We start from the raw sequence: 18203 nt of genomic DNA, 5'->3' as shown, positions 1-18203 counted from the left end.
TTTTAAGAAAAAGATGAAGGCAAAAAGAAAAACAAAAAGGCCACCCTATCGGGTGGCCTTTTTGCGTTTTTAATTTTTTCCCTCGAAGGGAATGATATCCCTTCGTATCTTTGAGATTTTGCTCGTAGACATGAATGTAACGTTTATTACTTCAGCTGGTGTTAATGTCTGACATGTAAAATAAAAGGAGTTAACAGATACAGGGGGCTCAAATGAATAAAACACTATCAATAATCGTATTGCTACTGTCTATCTCTGGCTGCTCAAACGTTATTCTTGAAATGACGGAACAACAAGATTGGGTTGCAGTAGCTCAACATGATGTTGAGTTTGGTAAAAAGCAGAGAACCGATGATAACTTGGAGGAGCTTGGCGCTATTAGTTCTGAGGCAAAAGAAGAGTATGTAGACGCATATCTCGCACATGTGAATTTTTATTGTGAGCCAAGAAAGGGTTATCTCGCTGGTCGTATTGGGAAGCCTAGAAATGATGTGTGCTTTACTACGCCTAATGGGTGGATGTATGAGCAAAGTTGGCTGTCCGGAAGAACATCAGAGCGACTCTAGGTATTGATAAAAGACCAGCTAATGCTGGTCTTTTTAGATGAATTTAATACTTAGTTGTTAGCATGCAACTCTGCATTCAATTCTACTGCCGACTTATTCGTCAGACATTCGATCTTGCCAGTCAGCGAGTTTCGACGGAATAACAAATCTGATTTACCTGCTAAGTCACGTGCTTTCACTGTTTCCACTTCAGCACCGCCTGCATCCAGCATCGATACTTTAGTACCAGCAGTAACATACAAGCCAGATTCGATAGTACAGCGATTCCCAAGAGGGAAGCCTAGACCTGCGTTAGCACCCAGAAGGCTATTCTCGCCAATAGAGATGACTAACTGACCGCCACCACTCAATGTACCCATAATAGAAGCGCCACCACCGATGTCGCTGCCATTTCCTACCATGACACCAGCAGAAATACGGCCTTCAACCATGCTCACACCTTCAGTGCCAGCATTGAAATTGATGAAACCTTCATGCATTACCGTTGTGCCTTCGCCTACATGTGCGCCCAGGCGTACGCGCGCCGTATCGGCAATGCGAACACCCGCTGGAACCACGTAGTCGACCATTTTAGGAAACTTATCGACGCAATCTACGGTCAGTGTTTCACCCGCTAAACGTGCTTCTATTTGGCGTTCAGCCAGTTCAGGTAGATCGATAGGCCCTTGGTTGGTCCATGCAATGTTGTGCAGCAAGCCAAAAATGCCATCCAAAACGATAGTATGAGGCTTTGCCAGTCGCTGAGAGATGAGTTGCAGTTTCAAGAAACCTTCTGCAACACTGGCCGGTTTTTCATCGTTTGCAAGAATAACCAAAACCAATGGTTGGTTAGATGTTGCTGCTTTCGCGGCAAAACTTGCTGCTAGTTGATGGTCTGCTTCGGAAAATGCTGCTGAAATAGCATCACACTGAGACGCTTCTACGTTGAAAAACTGGTTACCTTCTTCGTATTTAACGACGTCAGCCAGAGCAACTATTAACGAATCTGACGGGTTGAGGGTTGGGGTTGGGAAAAATGCTTCAATGATTTTTCCGTCTTTATTTTTAGTTGCGGTGCCAAGCGCCAGAGCAAAACTTGCCATGATGAGAAGGTCTCCTTGTCTCTTTTCTGATCGCTGCATGAAACAGAGATCACTCAATATTGTGAATGCTGGAGACATCTTAAAGTGAAGGGAGACAAGATTGAAGGGCGAAGAATTAGATTCTTTCAGAAAACAGTACTTAGTGGAGGTTTCTCGACAATTAGACCGAAAACAGGTCTCAAAACAAAATAAAAAACGCCCCGATATCGGAGCGTCTTAGAAGATTATGCCGCTTCAGCGTCATCTTCTTTGGCCAGTTCAACTTTCTTCTTTGTCGGCTTTGGTGTTGGCTTGCGCTTTGCTCCCAAAGCACACAAAACGTCTTCGCGGTTTTGTGCCAAAAAGAGAGATAACTCTTCACGTTGCGCTTCATCTGCCGCAGCGCCACTTTTACCTAAAAGTTCGAATAGCTCATCAGCCATGTCGAGCATTTTGTCGTACGCATCAGCTTCCGCTTTAGAGGTAAAAGTCATCTTCTCTTCTCCATTGCGTTCAACCACATATTTGACGATAACGGCCACGGTTAACCCCTCATTAATTGTCTACTGTCTGTTTATACAGTAGAGTAAATGTATGTGTCTAGTTTAACCGTGATTAGTGTGATGACATTAGAAAAATTCTCAGATATTTATTATCGCGCAGCGACAAGAAAAGGCAGCAATAGTGCTTTGGAACAACGCTTGTCGTATCCAAAACCTACTGAGGATTTGTTGAAAATCCCCGATGACCGTTGGTTGGCGATGTTCAGTCAGAAGATTTTCCAATCTGGTATGAACTGGCAAGTAGTGAGAAATAAATGGCCAGGATTTGAGGAGGTTTTCTGGGGGTTCGATATCGAAAAGATGTGTTTGATTCCGCCTGAAATGTGGGAAAAAAAAGCCACGAATCCTGCCATTATTCGCCACCTTGGAAAAGTGATGACGATTCCTCACAACGCCCAGATGATTCAGCATGCCAGCAGAGATCGTGGGAGTTTTTCTCAATTTATTGCTGATTGGCCAAGTGCCGACATTATAGGTCTATGGGCTTATCTGAAAAAACAAGGTAATCGATTAGGGGGAAACACGGGTCCCTATTCCCTTAGACTGATGGGAAAAGACACATTTATTTTATCTGGTGATGTTGAAGCTTACCTGCGAGCGCATAATATCATTGATGGTGGGCGTGATACTCGCAAATCTTTGCAAGCCGCTCAGGATGCGTTTAACTTTTGGCATGCTGAAAGTGGCCGTCCTTTCTGCCAAATAAGCCAAATCATCGCATTCAGTGTGGGCGATAACAGCAACTAACGCTGGTATATTAACCTGAAATCTGCCAGTTGGTACTGAAGGTGATAAATTGGTTGAGTAGGGGAGATAGGTGTTTGTCTTTATGACGGACGAGCCAGTACTGACGTCTGAGGTCTAACGGTATATCAAGTAAGTGTAAACGGTTGTTAGACACAGCATGTCGAGCTGCGAGTTTTGATAAATAGGCGAGCCCTAATCCCGCGGCAGCACAGTTAATGATCGCTTCTGTGGTTCTGAGCTCAAAAGCAATGTTCCAATGTTCGAGTCGCGGTGCCATGCGTGAGAGAAAATGCTCCCGCGTCCCTGAACCCGTTTCACGTAGAATCCATGGATGCTCTTCAAGATCAAACAGTGTTAGCGTACTCTCTTGCACCAATGGATGATCCACTGCACAAGCGATACACATCTCATCTGACAGCCATGGTTCCATCAGTAAATCAGTATTATTGAGAAGATGCTTATTCTCTCCCTGCCCTTCAATTAATCCGATATCCAGTTCAAACGCCATCAGTCCATGAATAATTGTCTGACTGTTAGAAATCATTAATTCTTGATCGACATGATTGCTTTGATTGCGAAAGTCTCGTATCAGGAAAGGTACCAATTGATTGCCAATGGTATCGCTAGCACCTATGCGTAAATGACCACTAAGTTCCCCTGTCGTATCCAATACTTTTATGATTTCATCGCTGCGCGTTAGTAACTCATCAGCAAGAGGCAGAAGGCGTTTACCGTGTTCGTTGATCAATAGGCGATTATTGATACGTTCAAAAAGGTTATGCCCGATCTGTTTTTCAAGTTCGGAGATCGCCATGCTCACCGCTGGCTTAGAGAGGTACAGCAGTGCTGATGCAGCAGTAATGGTTTTTTCTTGCGCGACAGCAACGAAAACTTGTAATTGACGTAAAGAAACAGACATAAGGTTAAGCTTAGTTGAAAGTGGGTTTAAATATATTCAGATATACTAAAACACAATGCCGTTCTATCATAATTTATATGTTTTTCTTCTAAAGACGTGATAGAGCGATGCGCAGACATTTAAATCTTCTTCCTACCCCCATGGCCGGTTTGGCGCTGGCAATAGCTAGTCTTGGGTGGAGCTGGGAAAATGCAGGTAACTTTAACGGATCGGCGCAATATATTGGAGCTGCTATTGGCGGCGTCATGCTGTTACTCATCGCATCCAAGTTTCTATTGAGTCCTAAGAACCTCTGGGCAGATCTGCAGCACCCCGTTGTAGGCAGTGTCGTCCCTACTTTTGCCATGGGCGTGATGATTGTCTCAAGTGCATTGGGGAAGTGGTCTCCTATGGCCGGCGACACCTTGTGGGTGTTTGCCGTTGCTATGCACTTGACCTTTCTCACCTCTTTTGTGTATCACCGAGCAAAGAGTTTCTCATTGAGTCACATGGTGCCAAGTTGGTTTGTACCACCGGTAGGTCTTGTTGTTGCCGATGTCGCCTTTTCGGGTAATCCTGCGTTGCGCCCGGTGGCTGATGCAATTTTGATCTTTGGTTTATTATCTTATGCCGTCTTGTTGCCGATGATGATCTACCGTTTGATCTTCTGTGGTGAAGTACCTGATGGAGCAAAACCAACGATTGCCATCATGGCAGCGCCAGCTAGCCTGTCATTAGCGGGTTATCTCACCGTCAGTCAATCACCTTCACCTGTGATTGTTGCAGTGCTACTCGGTATCGCGCTGCTGATGACCGCGGTAATTTATGTGTCATTCGCGTATTTGATGCGATTGCCATTTTCGCCAGGTTTTGCGGCATTTACCTTCCCCATGGTCATCGGTGCGACAGCACTTTATAAAACAGCGACGTGGATGCAATCGATAGGAATGGCACCTGAGTACGTTAACCAGATATCAGTGATTGCACTTATTGAGTTGGTCGTAGCAACCGTTGTTGTCGGCTATGTCTCTTTGCATTATCGCCGCTTTATTTCCTTGCAGTGGAAACAACCTGTTGCTGCATAAAAACTAAGTTCGCAAGATACTGCGTTTGTAAAAACTAAGTCTGCAAAAAAGCTCGCAAATTTGCGGGCTTTTTTCAACTTTCCGCTCACGCTTAACGGCCTGAAATTGCACTCTTGAAAGCATTCCGCCACAATCTCTCCATTCGAGTTCTCAAGAGTTCTGCACTGTGTTTACTGTCTACCATTCCAACCAATTAGATCTATTGAAAAGCTTGCTGGTAGCTATTGTTCAACAAAAACCGTTGGATAATCCTTTCCAGAAAGAAATTATCTTGGTGCAAAGTCCAGGGATGGCACAGTGGCTTAAGTTGGAGATGGCCAAAGAGCAGGGCATCGTGGCAAACGTAGAATTTCCTTTGCCTGCTACTTTCATTTGGCAGATGTTTACCCACATTTTGGATGGCGTTCCTCAGCGAAGCTTTTTTAATAAAGAAGCGATGACGTGGAAGTTAATGAAAGTGCTACCTGCCATGCTCGATGAGCCCGATTTCGCAGAACTCAAACGCTACCTCGAAGACGATATCGACCAACAAAAGCTCTACCAACTTGCTGGTAAGATTGCCGATATCTATGACCAATATCTGGTGTACCGTCCTGAATGGATTAAAGCGTGGGAAAATGAAAAGCCAGTACCAGAGCTCGAAGAAGAAAAAAACTGGCAGCCTTTACTTTGGCAGGCTCTCTACGATTACACGTTGCAGCAAGGCCAATCACCATTTCACCGCGCTAATCTGTATGAGGAGTTCATCGATACACTCGCTTCTCATTCATCCAAACCCGAGGGGCTGGCAGGTATTGAGCGCGTATTTGTATTCGGCATCTCAGCCCTGCCTCCGCGTTATCTGGATGCGCTGAAAGCCTTGGGGCAGCATGTTGATGTGCATTACATGTTTACTAACCCTTGTCGCTATTTCTGGGGGGATATTCGCGATAAACGCTATCTGGCGAAACGAGCCGCGGCAATGGATAGCCGTATTAGCCGCACAAACGGTAACGATGAACCCGCTCAATTCTCATTGCCGTTAGGCGGTGAAGATGATGCTGCAGAAATTGGCAATAGTCTGCTGGCTTCTATGGGTAAGCTCGGTCGTGATAATTTACTGTTGATATCAGAGCTTCAATGTCACGAAGTGGATCAGGGGTTTGTCGACATTCCACGCCACAGCTTATTGCAGCAAATCCAAGCTGATATTCTCGATTTAATTGAGCCGGGTAATGTTCTAGAAACCCTAACCAGTCAGAGCAAGCAGGAGATTTCGCCACACGATCGCTCAGTCACAATAGAAGTTTGCCACAGCCCAATGCGAGAAGTGGAAGTCTTGCACGATCGCTTGCTGGATATGCTGGAATCCGATCCCTCTCTCACTCCTCGCGATATCGTGGTCATGGTTGCCGATATTAATGCCTACAGCCCTGCTATCCAGTCTGTGTTTGGGAATGCACCCGGTGAACGCTACATTCCTTTTTCGATATCGGATCGTAGCGCCGATCAGGAAAGCCCAATTCTCACCACCTTCTTGCGTTTACTGGGCTTGCCAGACAGTCGTTGCAGCGCGGCAGAGTTATTAGAAATCCTCGAGGTTCCATCAGTGCTTCGCCGCTTTGGTTTTGATCACCGACAATTTGAGAAGGTGAAATTCTGGGTTGAAGAGGCGGGGATACGCTGGGGGTTAGATGATCAAACAGCTACACATTTTTCGCTGCCCGATCAGCATCAAAATACGTGGCAGTTTGGGCTCAATCGAATGTTACTGGGTTATGCGATGCCAAGCGAAAAAGGCTTGTATAATGATGTACTTGCCTATGACGAGGTGCAGGGGCTAGAGGCCGATGTCGCGGGTAAACTCGGCGAGTTTTTCCGCGTATTGAATGAGGCGCAAACTGCACTGACGCAAACCAAGATTGGTGAGGACTGGGTTCAGACACTTACGGCTTTGTTTGACGACATGTTTGCTCTTGATACAGATGAAGAATTGGCAGGCCGTCTGATCCGTGATCAACTTGATAACTGGCTCACCCAGCTCGATGATGCCGGTTTTAGCCAGACATTGTCGTTGGCTATTGTGCGAGATTATTTGAAAGAAAAACTCGGTGGTGAGCGAGTTAGTCAGCGCTTTTTGGCAGGTCAGGTTAACTTTTGTACCTTGATGCCTATGCGCTCCATTCCGTTCAACGTTGTGTGTCTATTGGGCATGAATGATGGCGATTATCCTCGTACTATTGCACCAGTCGGATTTGATCTTATGGCAGGCCGCACGCGAGCGGGTGATCGCTCTCGTCGTGATGATGACCGTTACCTGTTTCTGGAAGCACTGCAATCGGCACAGCAGCGTTTATACATAAGCTATGTGGGTCGTTCGGTGCAGGATAATTCTGAGAAAGTGCCTTCAGTGTTGATCAGCGAGCTACTCGACTATTGCCGACAAGGTTACTGCTTACAAGGTGACACTGCTCTTCCTGAGTTTGAGTCAGGGGAAAAGCTGCTTAGTTGCTTGGTTCATAACAATCCACTTGTACCATTTAGTCGTGTGGCGTTTAGCAGTGAAAGACAAAGCTATGCTGCCGAATGGCTGCCTGCAGCCAAAGGCGAAGGAAAGTTGGCAGCTTCTTTTCTTGGCGAACAGGCATTGACTGCAGAAAGCGAAGCGGACTTCGGGATTGTTGAACTGGCCGAATTACAGCGCTTTTGGCGTTTGCCAGTGCAATATTTTTTCAATCGCCGTTTGAAAGTCTTTTTTGAAGCGCCAAGCGGAGCAATGGAAGATGTCGAGCCGTTCGCATTAGACAACCTGCAACGTTATCAACTGCGTGATGCTTTGCTCTCACACGTCATCGAGCATGATGACAGTGAAGAATCACTTAATCGTTTCTTTCAACTGCAAAAAGCCAGTGGTGCCTTGCCACTCAGCCACTTTGGCGAGCTGACGCTTGAAAGTGAGCAAGCAGGCATTCTTGCCATGTACGAAAGGCTGAAGCCGTATTTTTCAGAACGCCGCCAACCGCTTGAAATCAATTTGTCGATACCTACATCGCGAGGCACCGTCTTGTTGCAAGGTTGGCTAGATGAGCGCTATCGCGTAGGACGTGTTTTGTTCCGCAGCGGAAAAGTCCGTGCTCGAGACAGATTGGCAGCGTGGATTGATCATCTGTGCCAATGCGCAGCAGGGGATATGACCGAGACGCGTTTTATTGGTGTTGATGAAGAAGTCATCCTCACGCCAATCCCTGCCGCTGATGCTGTCGCGTATTTGACGTTTTATTTAGAACAATATGATGAAGGCACAGAGCGACCGATGGCGTATTTGCCCAACACTGCGCTGGCCGGATTATTGGCCTGCATCGACAAAAAAGGCAATTGGTCAGACGATGATGTGGTGCGAGATAAAGCCAAGATTAAAATGCGCGCAGCATTTGATGGCGGCTATATGACAACAGGCGAGGGCGAGAACGCCTATGTCAGACGTGTATGGCCTCAGGCCAGTGACCAATTATTGGATGACGTTTTGGCGTGGGGGGAAAACGTGCTGCTACCTGCGCTGAATGCAGAAAAAAAAGAAGACTAACAGCGGTTTTGTCAGTCTTCTCTCAATGCAGCACAGTGATCTGTGCTGCTTGTTTGCAAAGAATGGCTAGGAAGTAATGTTGAACTTTGCGAGTTGATTACGACCAGTCTCACTCAGTGACTTGACCTTGTCGCTCAGCACTAGCGTTTCTTCGCTGGCATCGCGGTTGGTATGTGAAATATCACTAACACTCACCACACTCCGTGCAACTTCCAATGATGCGCTGGCTTGTTGTGAGGTGGAAGTGGCGACAGCGGTATTTAACTGTTCCAAGTCGTTGATAAGATCTGCCAGTGCAGACAATTGCGACTGTGCTTGACGCGCCTGCTCTAGACTCTGCGCAGTTTTGTCTGTACCACTGCTCATGATCTTCGCCGCTATCTGAGCGCGTTCTTGCAACTTCTCAATGATGGCGTTGATTTGCGTGGTCGACTCTTTAGTCGAATGAGCCAACTTTCTTACTTCATCAGCAACCACCGCAAAACCACGGCCTGCGCTGCCTGCTCTAGCGGCTTCAATAGCGGCATTCAAAGCCAACAGATTGGTTTGCTCTGAAATATCATTGATAACAGTGACCACATCGCTGATCTGGTCGCTCGAAGCGGCAAGCTCACGAATGTTACGCTCAGCATCAATCACATCACGGTTAACCTCTTCAAACTTGCCAAGAGACGTTGAGAGTGCCTTTTCCGCTTCACCCACCAGCATTCGTGAATGACGAGTACTGTCTTGTGCCGTCAGCGTGCTGGACTCTACGTCTTTGATGGCAGAAGACATCTCTTCCATGGCACTTGCGACTAAATCTAACTCCTGGCTTTGACTACGGATGCCATCTGTCGATCGAGTAGCCAGTTGCTCCATCGTTTTGCTGTCGCAATCAAGCTCGTGGAGCGTGGTATCCACGTTAGAGAGCAGAGTTTGAAGTTGTTGACAGGCATCGTTTAGGTTTTGCGCCATCTCTCCCAGTTCATCGCCACTATTTACGTCGGCCCTTGCGGTGAGGTCGCCTTTCGCAACAGCCCCTAACGCACGCTGAATTTCACGAATAGCTTTCAACAGCATACGGGAAAGTACTGTCGCCAATAGAATCAATACCATGGTGAAGGACAGCGCGAGTAAGGCAGATTTACTCGCCTCCTTCCAAACTAATGCTTCAAGGTCATCAATATAGATGCCCGTGCCAATCAGAAGGCCCCACGGCGCATGGCGTTTTACGGCGCTGACTTTTTCAATGTCGGTATTGCTGCCAGGTTTGGCAAACCAATAACTGCTAAATCCACCAACTGCAGGTTGAGCCGCTTGCCTCATATCGCGTAACACCGCGGATCTATTGCTGTCGCGGAATGTATTGAAATCACGTCCGATCCAGCTCTTCGCACCAGCTAACATGGTGCCATTGTTATCAACAACGAAATAGTAGCCATCAGTACCAAATCGCAAGGGCTGTAGCGCCGCCATTGCATTGCTTAGCCCTTTTTCTGAGGCATCTTTTTGATAATTGTTGTCGATGATTTGCCAAGCAATATCAATGGTCTGCTTAAGATTGCTCTTTCTCTCCTCGAGTAGGTCATTATGTAGGCTTCGGACTTGGAAAGCGGTGAGAAGGGTAATGCTAATCACTGAAAGGCAGACAATAAGCAGTAACTTATGTTTTACGGAAAGATTCGCAACAAATTTCATACTAGAGATACTCAGCTTTTTAGTGTGCTGTAACAACTTTGAAACAAGAAGGGTCGCCTAATTTGAGGGGGGTATCAATAGCTATTCATACGCTGAAACATGTAATACTGAGAGTCTGGTCGCATACATATTTTTCTTCGCGTTTTATGTCTAAGTTTTAAAGCGTGAAGTGTCAATAAAGTCTGCGTAGGCATTTCAATTACATTCGGTCCCAGACTTGATAAAATCCAGCTATTCATCTCAAGTGAGCCGACATTGCATGGCAATTCAACCTCTTCATCCCATGACCTTTCCGCTTTTTGGTCAGCGACTGATCGAAGCCTCTGCGGGGACCGGTAAAACCTTTACCATCGCGGGCTTGTACCTGCGGTTACTTTTGGGGCATGGCACTGAAGCGTCGGCACATGAGGTGCCACTGACGGTCGAAAAAATTCTGGTGGTGACGTTTACTGAAGCGGCAACGCAGGAGCTAAGAGATCGCATCCGTGTGCGTATTCACGAAGCAAGATTGGCATTCAGTCGGGGTGAAAGTCGCGATCCGGTCATTCAGCCATTGCTTGATGAAGTGAGTGGTCACAAGCACGCTGAGCAGCTACTGCTGCAAGCGGAACGCCAAATGGATGAAGCTGCGATATACACGATTCATGGTTTTTGTCAGCGTATGCTGACGCAAAATGCGTTTGAATCCGGTAGCTTGTTTAGCAATGAATTCATCACCGATGAGTCGGCATTGCGAGAGCGTGCTGTCTCTGATTTCTGGCGTCGTCAGTTTTATCCCTTGCCGAAATCCTTGGCGGGGGTAGTGCGAAGCTATTGGGCGTCTCCACTCTCATTGTTGGGCGATGTTGGTGTGTATTTGTCGGGACCTCTGGTCAGCATTCAAGCGCCCGAGATGCCCGATGATTTAGAACAGTTGCACAAAGATAATCTAGCGCGCATTGAGGGTGTGAAATCGCAGTGGTGCGCTGCTGCGCCTGACTTAGAAGCGTTGATTTCGTCATCGGGCGTTGATAAACGCAGCTATAGCAAACGATCACTGCCAAATTGGCTAGAAGAAGTCGGTATCTGGGCTCAGGTCCCAACGATAAACTACGATTTTCCGACCAATCTACCTCGCTTCGCCGCATCCATCTTGAGTGAAAAAACCAAGAAAGGGGAAGTGCCCACACACACCGTTTTTGATGCCATTGATACGTTGTTGGCTTCTCCGCCGACACTCAAAGATGCGCTAACGGCACATGCCATTCGAGAAGTGCGAATTCTACTCGCGCAGGAAAAACGCCGTTTTGGCTGGTTATCGTTTGATGATTTGCTCTCTCAGTTGTCAGAAGCACTGAGTCAAGACAGTGAACGCGTGCTTGCAGGGCGGATCCGCACTTTGTTCCCTGTCGCTATGATTGATGAATTTCAAGATACGGATCCTCAGCAGTACCATATTTTTAGCGATATTTATGCTGATGCGCCACAGTGCGGTTTGTTTATGATTGGCGATCCGAAACAAGCAATTTATGCATTTCGTGGTGCGGATATCTTTACCTATATTCATGCACGTAGACAGATCACCGAACACTACAATCTTGGCATCAATTGGCGTTCAACGGCTGACATGGTGGCAGCGGTAAATCGTGTTTTCTCCTATGCTGACGCACCGTTTATTTACGAAGGTGATATCCCGTTTACGCCGGTTGATCATGCTCCAGGAGCAGAAGAAAGACATTGGCAATACGATGGCGCACAACAAGCAGCCTTAACCTTCTGGTTGCCGGATGACCGGGAATTGGTCAGCAAGAATGATTATCAATCGACTATGGCGATTGCTACCGCGACCAGTATTCGAGAGATACTGACGGCGGGTAACGAGGAGCGTGCGCATTTTTGTAAAGGTGAGAGTCAAAAAGCCATTCACGCGGGTGACATTGCCATTCTTGTGAGGACAGGTAGCGAAGCGGCGAAAGTTAAGCAAGCGCTGGCGAGACAGGGCATTGCATCGGTCTACTTGTCCAATCGCAACAGTGTGTTTTCTAGCGCCTTAGCGACCGATCTGCAGCGGCTTTTGGCTGGGGTGTTATCACCCGATAATGAGCGTGCACTTCGCGCGGCGCTCGCCAGTGGCTTATTTGCATTAACCGCAGAAGAGCTCGATGCCTTGAATCATGATGAAAAATCGTGGGAGCGGGCCGTTATCGAGTTTGCCACCTACCAGTCAGTGTGGTTTTCACGCGGCATCTTACCTATGTTGCGTCAGGTTATGCAGCGTCGCGGTATCGCAGAGCGTTTATTGCTTGAAGGCGAAGGCGAGCGAGCAGTGACTGACTTATTGCACCTCGGCGAATTACTCCAACAAGCGAGCCAAACCCTAGATAGTCACCATGCGCTGATCCGCTGGCTTGCTGATCATATCGACAATCCCAATGGCAACAGCGAAGAGCAACAGGTGCGTTTGGAATCTGAACGTGATTTGGTTCAAATCGTCACCATCCACAAATCCAAAGGCTTGGAATATGATTTGGTGTATTTGCCCTTTGCGTGCAATTTCAGACCGTCAGACAGGCCGTTTTTCCACGACGAAGACAATACGCCGACCTTGGCATTGTCCAACCCAGAACCTGCGATTGAGCAAGCAGATAAAGAGCGTCTTGCTGAAGATCTGCGTTTGATTTACGTGGCATTGACCCGCGCTGTTTATGGTTGCTTTATTGGGTTAGCACCTCTGAAAGACGGACGTAAATCAACAGGGGATACTGGGCTGCACAACTCTGCGCTGGGGTATTTGATTCAAAAAGGCGAAGCAGGGGATGCTGATGCGCTTCACGCGGCTGTGACTGATCTTGTCAAAGATCAACATCAATGCACCGTTACCTCGCCACCAAGCGATGCCAGTGGAAAATTCGCGGCACAGGACGCGGTTGATGAGGCCATTGCTGCGCGAAAATTCAAAGGGACGATAAGACGCGATTGGCGCTTAACCAGTTATTCCGGTTTGGTTAAGCAAGGGCACAGCTCTGCGCTACCCGATTTACCTGCGTTTGATATTGATGCTGCCGACGAGCAAAGCGATGAGCATGAACCTATTGACCAGTTTGGATCGATCTTCCAATTCCCACGAGGCGCACGCCCCGGTACGTTTTTGCATACTTTATTTGAAAATGTTGACTTCGGCGAAGATATGTACAGCGAAGAAGTGGCGGAGATGATCCGTCATGCGCTGGCGATGGAAAACTACGACGAAGCTTGGGTGCCTGTTTTGCAGCGCTTGCTGACCGATGTTGTAGCGCAATCGCTTGGCGAGCAAGGACTTACGCTGTCGCAAATTGACGCGCCTGCACGGCTAACAGAAATGGAGTTCGTGATGCCCGTTGAGCGTCTTCAATGTGGTCGTGTCAATCGCCTGATCCAAGCGCACGATCCGCTTTCTGCTAAGGCTTCTGAGCTTGGGTTTGATACGGCAAGTGGCATGCTAAAAGGTTTTATCGACTTGGTGTTTTGTTGGCAGGGACGTTATTACGTACTCGATTGGAAATCGAATTACCTTGGTGATACGCCCGCGGATTACACCGAAGCGGCGCTGAGTCAGGCAATGGTTGATCATAGATATGATTTTCAGTACCAGATTTATTCGTTGGCATTACATCGATTCTTGCGTCAGCGGATACCAGATTATGATTTTGAACGCCATTTTGGCGGCGTTTATTACTTATTTGTGCGTGGCATTGAAGCCGATACGCGCCATGGCATTTTCTACACCAAACCTTCTTATTCTCTGATTGACGGATTGGACATGCTTTTTACCGATGGAGAGAGCGCTGATGGCGATGAGTGAGATGCTTCAGGCGCTTTATAAGCGTGGCGTTATTCGGGCGATCGATCGTCAATTTGCGCTGTTCATTGCGGATCAGCTCAATGATACCAATACGAAAATTGCAGGTTGGGCGGCTTTGGTCAGTTTCGAGCTGGGCAAAGGCAATGTGTGCATTGATCTCGCCGCTATCGATCCAACAAGACTGTTTGACTTACCTGCGGCCGATTCTGCTCGCGTTGCTGCACTTCTCGAACCAGAACATGCACTGACATTGGTTGAGCAAAGTCCTGTTGTCGGTAAGGGCGATATTCCTACGCCACTCGTGATGGATGGTTCTAGACTCTACCTTCACCGTTATTGGCTGGCAGAGCAGCGCGTGGTGGCGGAGATCAGCAAACGCGTTAAGACGATTGAATTACCTGACGAAACACGCCAGCTTCTTGATAACTTGTTCGTGCCGGATATTGGCTATTTGAAAGAGCAATTTGCATTGTGGCCTGACGCAGAACAGCCACAAAAGCTGGTGGATTTTTTTGATGTTGTTGAGTCAAATCGCGTTGATACCCAAGCATTGATCACGCTGATTTCATCCGGTGCCAGTCATGAAGCAATATTGTCTGCAGTGCCAGAGTCGGCTCGACTCAATTGGCAAAAGGTCGCAGCTGCCGTAGCACTCAGTTATCGCTTTACTGTGATTTCAGGTGGTCCGGGTACAGGAAAAACCACGACAGTGGCTAAATTGCTCGCTGCCCTGGTTAGCAGTAGTGACAAAGCATCAGGGCTGGATATCAAGCTGGTGGCACCAACAGGAAAAGCGGCAAACCGACTTACAGAGTCAATCGGAAAAGCGGTTGCTGCATTGCCAGTAGATGCGAGTATTCGTGAAAGAATTCCGGTGCAAGCGTCCACCATTCACCGTCTATTGGGGGCCATTCCGAACCGCGTTGAGTTTCGTCATCACGAGGGTAATCGACTCCACCTTGATGTGCTGGTAGTCGATGAAGCATCAATGGTTGATTTACCGCTAATGGCGCGATTACTTTCAGCACTGCCCGATCATGCGCGTGTTATCTTGCTTGGCGATCGCGATCAACTCGCATCGGTCGAGGCCGGAGCGGTATTAGGTGATATTTGTGATGGCGCTGATGCGGGTTACAGTCCATCGCGTGCAAATCAATTATCAGCACTCACTGGATTCGAACTGCAAGGGCATGAGCATGTACCCGCCGTGTCCGATGGGGTTTGTCTGCTCAAGAAAAGCTATCGTTTTCACGCACGATCGGGTGTTGGTCAATTAGCTAATGCGATTAATGCTGGGGATCCGAAGCAATTAGAAAAGGTGCTGATGCAGGGCTTTGCCGATATCGCATTGCATGATTTAGACGGTGATGTATACGGTAATGCGATTACGCAGGCGGTAGAAGGATATAGTGCCTACCTCCGTGCGCTATTAGCAGGAGAAGATCATCGCCAGATACTGCGCTTGTTTTCTGATGTGCGCTTATTGTGCGCGTTGGCGGACGGGCCGTTTGGTGTGAAAGGGCTGAACAGTGCGATTGAGAAAGCATTATCAGCAAAACGCCTAATTGCTCCCGGAGAAGAAGCTTTCTATTCCGGTCGACCGGTTATGGTGATTCAGAATGACCATGGCTTAGGTCTTTATAACGGTGATATTGGCATTGTGGTTAAGCAAGAGGATGGTTTACGAGTGGTGTTTGAAATGTCAGATGGCACCGTGAGAGCTTTCTTACCGAGTCGCTTACCTGAGCATCAAACCGCGTATGCGATGACCATCCACAAATCTCAAGGTTCGGAGTTCAATCATACGCTGTTGGTGTTGCCACCAACGCCAACACCCGTCATGACGCGAGAGCTGGTATATACCGGCGTGACACGGGCAAAGTCGAGGCTAGATGTTTACGCAACCCGCGCCAGTTTGGCGCGGGCAGTAAGAAGGAAAACGCAGCGCTTTAGTGGGTTGGCAGACGCATTACGTGCCCGTTAAGATCTAGGGTTAGTACCTTAGAACGGCGTTGCAGATTGTAAAGCTCCTGCTTGGCATCAGGGAGCGCACTCACATCTGCTTCGGCAAAACCGTGTTCGCGGAACCAGTGAATACTGCGTGTCGTGAGCACGAAAATGGTTTTAAGCCCATCTTGCAATGCTTGTTGCATGATGTATTGCAACAAGCGCGTACCGCGCTCGCTGTCACGATATTCTGGTTGCACGGCAACACAGGCCATCTCAGCACTCTTTGATTCAGGGTAGGCGTAAAGGGCTGCACAACCGATGATACGATCGTCACGTTCAATGACGGTAAAGCGAGGGATTTCTTGTTCGAGTTGCTCCCGTGAGCGCCGAACCAAAATGCCTTGTTCTTCCAGCGGACGAATGAGATCTAAAATACCGCCAATATCATTAATGGTCGCTTGGCGGATTTGCTCGGCACTTTCCGTGACTATCTGGGTGCCAATCCCTTCAATCGAGAATAATTCTTGGATTAAGGACCCATCGACTTTGTAGCTCAGAAGGTGGCTTCTTGGCACGCCAGAGCGACAGGCGGCGACCGCACCACGCAAGAAGCGGACAGTGCCTGACTGAATGTCTCCCGCCTGTTCGCGCAGGTGTAGAATTTCTTCAACCTGATGCGGGAAAAGCTCAGACAATACATTGCCGTTCGGGCCTATCACACCTTGCAATGAACAGAATCCGATTAATTTGTCGGCATTGAGACGAATTGCAAGTTGAGTCGCAATTTCTTCTGAGGTGAGATTAAAGCACTCTCCGGTAACAGAGCTTGCGACGGGGCCGAGTAAGACGATCGCACGCTGATCGAGCTGGCGGTGAATGCCTTCAATGTCGATCCGGCGGATCCGGCCGCTATGACAATAATCAATGCCTTCATCGACGCCTAGAGGCTGTGCGATGACAAAGTTACCGCTCACGACGTTGATTTGTGCACCAGCCATTGGTGTATTATTCAGGCTCATTGAGAGGCGAGCGGTGATGTCTAGCTGCAACTGCCCAGCAGCCTGTTTGACGACTTCCAGCGAAGCGGAGTCTGTCACCCTTACACCATTGTGATAGGGCGTTTCTAGCCCTTGCTTGTCTAAAAGCTGGCTAATTTGAGGGCGCGCGCCATAAACCAGAACAAGGCGCAGACCTAAGCTGTTGAGAAGCGCAATATCGTTGACGATATTACCAAAGTTGTTATCCGCGATCGCTTCACCGCCCAGCATGATGACGATGGTTTTATTTTGGTGTGCATTGACATAAGGCGCAGATTGCCTAAATCCTTTTACAAGTGCTGTACTACGAAGTTTCAACACCTTACTCCATTATTATGATTTTATATGCTTTAATATTGACTAAATATTCCATGTTTGGCAAGGGGGGTGATATACCTTCAAACTATTGATGCCCGCCTTTATCGGCAGTTCGAGAGTTTTTATAATAAAATGGTTAATAAACAAATCCTTTTCTTCTCTCTGGTGAGACTTTATTTGTGAGCATTGTTGGACAATCTATCGCGCTCTTTGTTCTACTGATTGGCGGATTGGTCGGTTTTTTGGTTGCGAATGACGTGCCGATTTTTACCGAAGTTGATCAAACTGTCATTTATGGCGAGTGGGTTGAACAAGGGGTGGCACCCTATGCTGCGGACAAATTTGAAGTTCGTAAAGACGGTATATATACGAAAGGCGCTCGCACCACAAGCCACTATGAATTCACGGGCCGTAAGTTGATTTATACCGTCGGTAACCATACGTATTTGTATGTTATGGAAGATGACAAAACACTACAAAGAGAAAAACCGTATCACTACAGTACACCTTTCATCAAGGTACGCTGATACGGAGACAGAGTTATTGCAACTTAATAATTTGCTGGCAACACGCTGAGTAATTCAGTCACGGGTGTTAATCCCAAAGCGACGCGTCGAATGCGATCGGCGACATCATCATTTCCGCCTAAACAGCGTCGAATACTGGAGTTGATCATTTCTTTGCTGCTGCCGTCACTGGCGAGTGTTCGAATCCACTGATATTCGATCGATTCGGGATCTAGCAGTGTTTTACGACCTATTTTCAATTCCATCTCGTACTCCCTTACGAAATCAATGTTTAATTTTTAAGACACTTTCATTACGGATGATTAGAACCAATTTTGATTACAGTAATGTGACAAAATGTTGCAAGCTGAATGGTGTTGGATATGGATCGCATTCTAAAGGGCACTATC

13 protein-coding genes are annotated in these 18203 nt (G+C 47.5%); 7 read left to right on the top strand and 6 right to left on the bottom strand.

Annotated features, from left to right (window positions below):
- Positions 1 to 212 precede the first annotated feature (212 nt).
- On the top strand, positions 213 to 566 hold the full coding sequence (locus tag A1OO_RS22410; RefSeq protein WP_016959374.1) for a DUF2799 domain-containing protein: 354 nt from the start codon (positions 213 to 215) through the stop codon (positions 564 to 566).
- A gap of 50 nt (positions 567 to 616) precedes the next feature.
- Here A1OO_RS22410 and dapD read toward each other — a convergent pair whose 3' ends face one another.
- Both dapD and A1OO_RS22400 read right to left on the bottom strand, forming a co-directional pair.
- Complete coding sequence (gene dapD, locus A1OO_RS22405; RefSeq protein WP_016959375.1) at positions 617 to 1648, bottom strand: 2,3,4,5-tetrahydropyridine-2,6-dicarboxylate N-succinyltransferase; 1032 nt, start codon at positions 1646 to 1648, stop codon at positions 617 to 619.
- Between the two features lie 224 nt (positions 1649 to 1872).
- Complete coding sequence (locus A1OO_RS22400) at positions 1873 to 2169, bottom strand: YebG family protein (protein WP_016959376.1); 297 nt, start codon at positions 2167 to 2169, stop codon at positions 1873 to 1875.
- An 81-nt stretch (positions 2170 to 2250) separates the two neighbouring features.
- Here A1OO_RS22400 and A1OO_RS22395 point away from each other — a divergent pair, with 81 nt between their 5' ends.
- Positions 2251 to 2937 (top strand): DNA-3-methyladenine glycosylase I, encoded by a 687-nt coding sequence (locus A1OO_RS22395; protein ID WP_026024002.1) that lies wholly within the window; start codon positions 2251 to 2253, stop codon positions 2935 to 2937.
- A gap of 10 nt (positions 2938 to 2947) precedes the next feature.
- Here A1OO_RS22395 and A1OO_RS22390 read toward each other — a convergent pair whose 3' ends face one another.
- Entirely contained in the window at positions 2948 to 3856 is a 909-nt protein-coding gene (locus A1OO_RS22390; RefSeq protein WP_017004500.1) for a LysR substrate-binding domain-containing protein, read from the bottom strand.
- A 140-nt stretch (positions 3857 to 3996) separates the two neighbouring features.
- Here A1OO_RS22390 and A1OO_RS22385 point away from each other — a divergent pair, with 140 nt between their 5' ends.
- Positions 3997 to 4920 (top strand): TDT family transporter, encoded by a 924-nt coding sequence (locus tag A1OO_RS22385; RefSeq protein WP_017004499.1) that lies wholly within the window; start codon positions 3997 to 3999, stop codon positions 4918 to 4920.
- Positions 4921 to 5086: 166 nt separating this feature from the next.
- On the top strand, positions 5087 to 8482 hold the full coding sequence (gene recC, locus A1OO_RS22380) for an exodeoxyribonuclease V subunit gamma (RefSeq protein ID WP_017004498.1): 3396 nt from the start codon (positions 5087 to 5089) through the stop codon (positions 8480 to 8482).
- 66 nt (positions 8483 to 8548) lie between these two features.
- Here the strand turns inward: recC and A1OO_RS22375 are convergent, their stop codons facing one another.
- Positions 8549 to 10162 carry a methyl-accepting chemotaxis protein gene (locus tag A1OO_RS22375; protein WP_017004497.1) on the bottom strand — a complete coding sequence of 538 codons (1614 nt, stop codon included), beginning with the start codon at positions 10160 to 10162 and terminating at the stop codon, positions 8549 to 8551.
- Positions 10163 to 10421: 259 nt separating this feature from the next.
- On the opposite strand from A1OO_RS22375, the gene recB reads away from it, so the two are divergent.
- Positions 10422 to 13982, top strand: a complete 3561-nt coding sequence (gene recB, locus A1OO_RS22370; RefSeq protein ID WP_017004496.1) for an exodeoxyribonuclease V subunit beta — start codon at positions 10422 to 10424, stop codon at positions 13980 to 13982.
- A complete protein-coding gene (recD, locus tag A1OO_RS22365) occupies positions 13969 to 15966 on the top strand; it encodes an exodeoxyribonuclease V subunit alpha (RefSeq protein ID WP_017004495.1) in 1998 nt (665 codons plus the stop codon). Before recB ends, recD begins: the two co-directional genes overlap by 14 nt.
- Here the strand turns inward: recD and argA are convergent.
- Positions 15932 to 17287: an amino-acid N-acetyltransferase gene (argA, locus tag A1OO_RS22360; RefSeq protein ID WP_026024000.1), complete on the bottom strand. Its 1356-nt coding sequence runs from the start codon at positions 17285 to 17287 to the stop codon at positions 15932 to 15934. The genes recD and argA overlap by 35 nt on opposite strands.
- 179 nt (positions 17288 to 17466) lie before the next feature.
- Here argA and A1OO_RS22355 point away from each other — a divergent pair, with 179 nt between their 5' ends.
- Complete coding sequence (locus tag A1OO_RS22355) at positions 17467 to 17814, top strand: DUF2850 domain-containing protein (RefSeq protein ID WP_016959385.1); 348 nt, start codon at positions 17467 to 17469, stop codon at positions 17812 to 17814.
- Positions 17815 to 17837: 23 nt separating this feature from the next.
- Here A1OO_RS22355 and A1OO_RS22350 read toward each other — a convergent pair whose 3' ends face one another.
- Positions 17838 to 18059: a hypothetical protein gene (locus A1OO_RS22350; RefSeq protein ID WP_016959386.1), complete on the bottom strand. Its 222-nt coding sequence runs from the start codon at positions 18057 to 18059 to the stop codon at positions 17838 to 17840.
- Positions 18060 to 18203: the final 144 nt, after the last annotated feature.

It is taken from the genome of Enterovibrio norvegicus FF-33, from assembly GCF_000286835.2.
Classification (GTDB): domain Bacteria; phylum Pseudomonadota; class Gammaproteobacteria; order Enterobacterales; family Vibrionaceae; genus Enterovibrio; species Enterovibrio norvegicus_A.
This window is presented reverse-complemented; position numbering and strand designations above follow the sequence as displayed.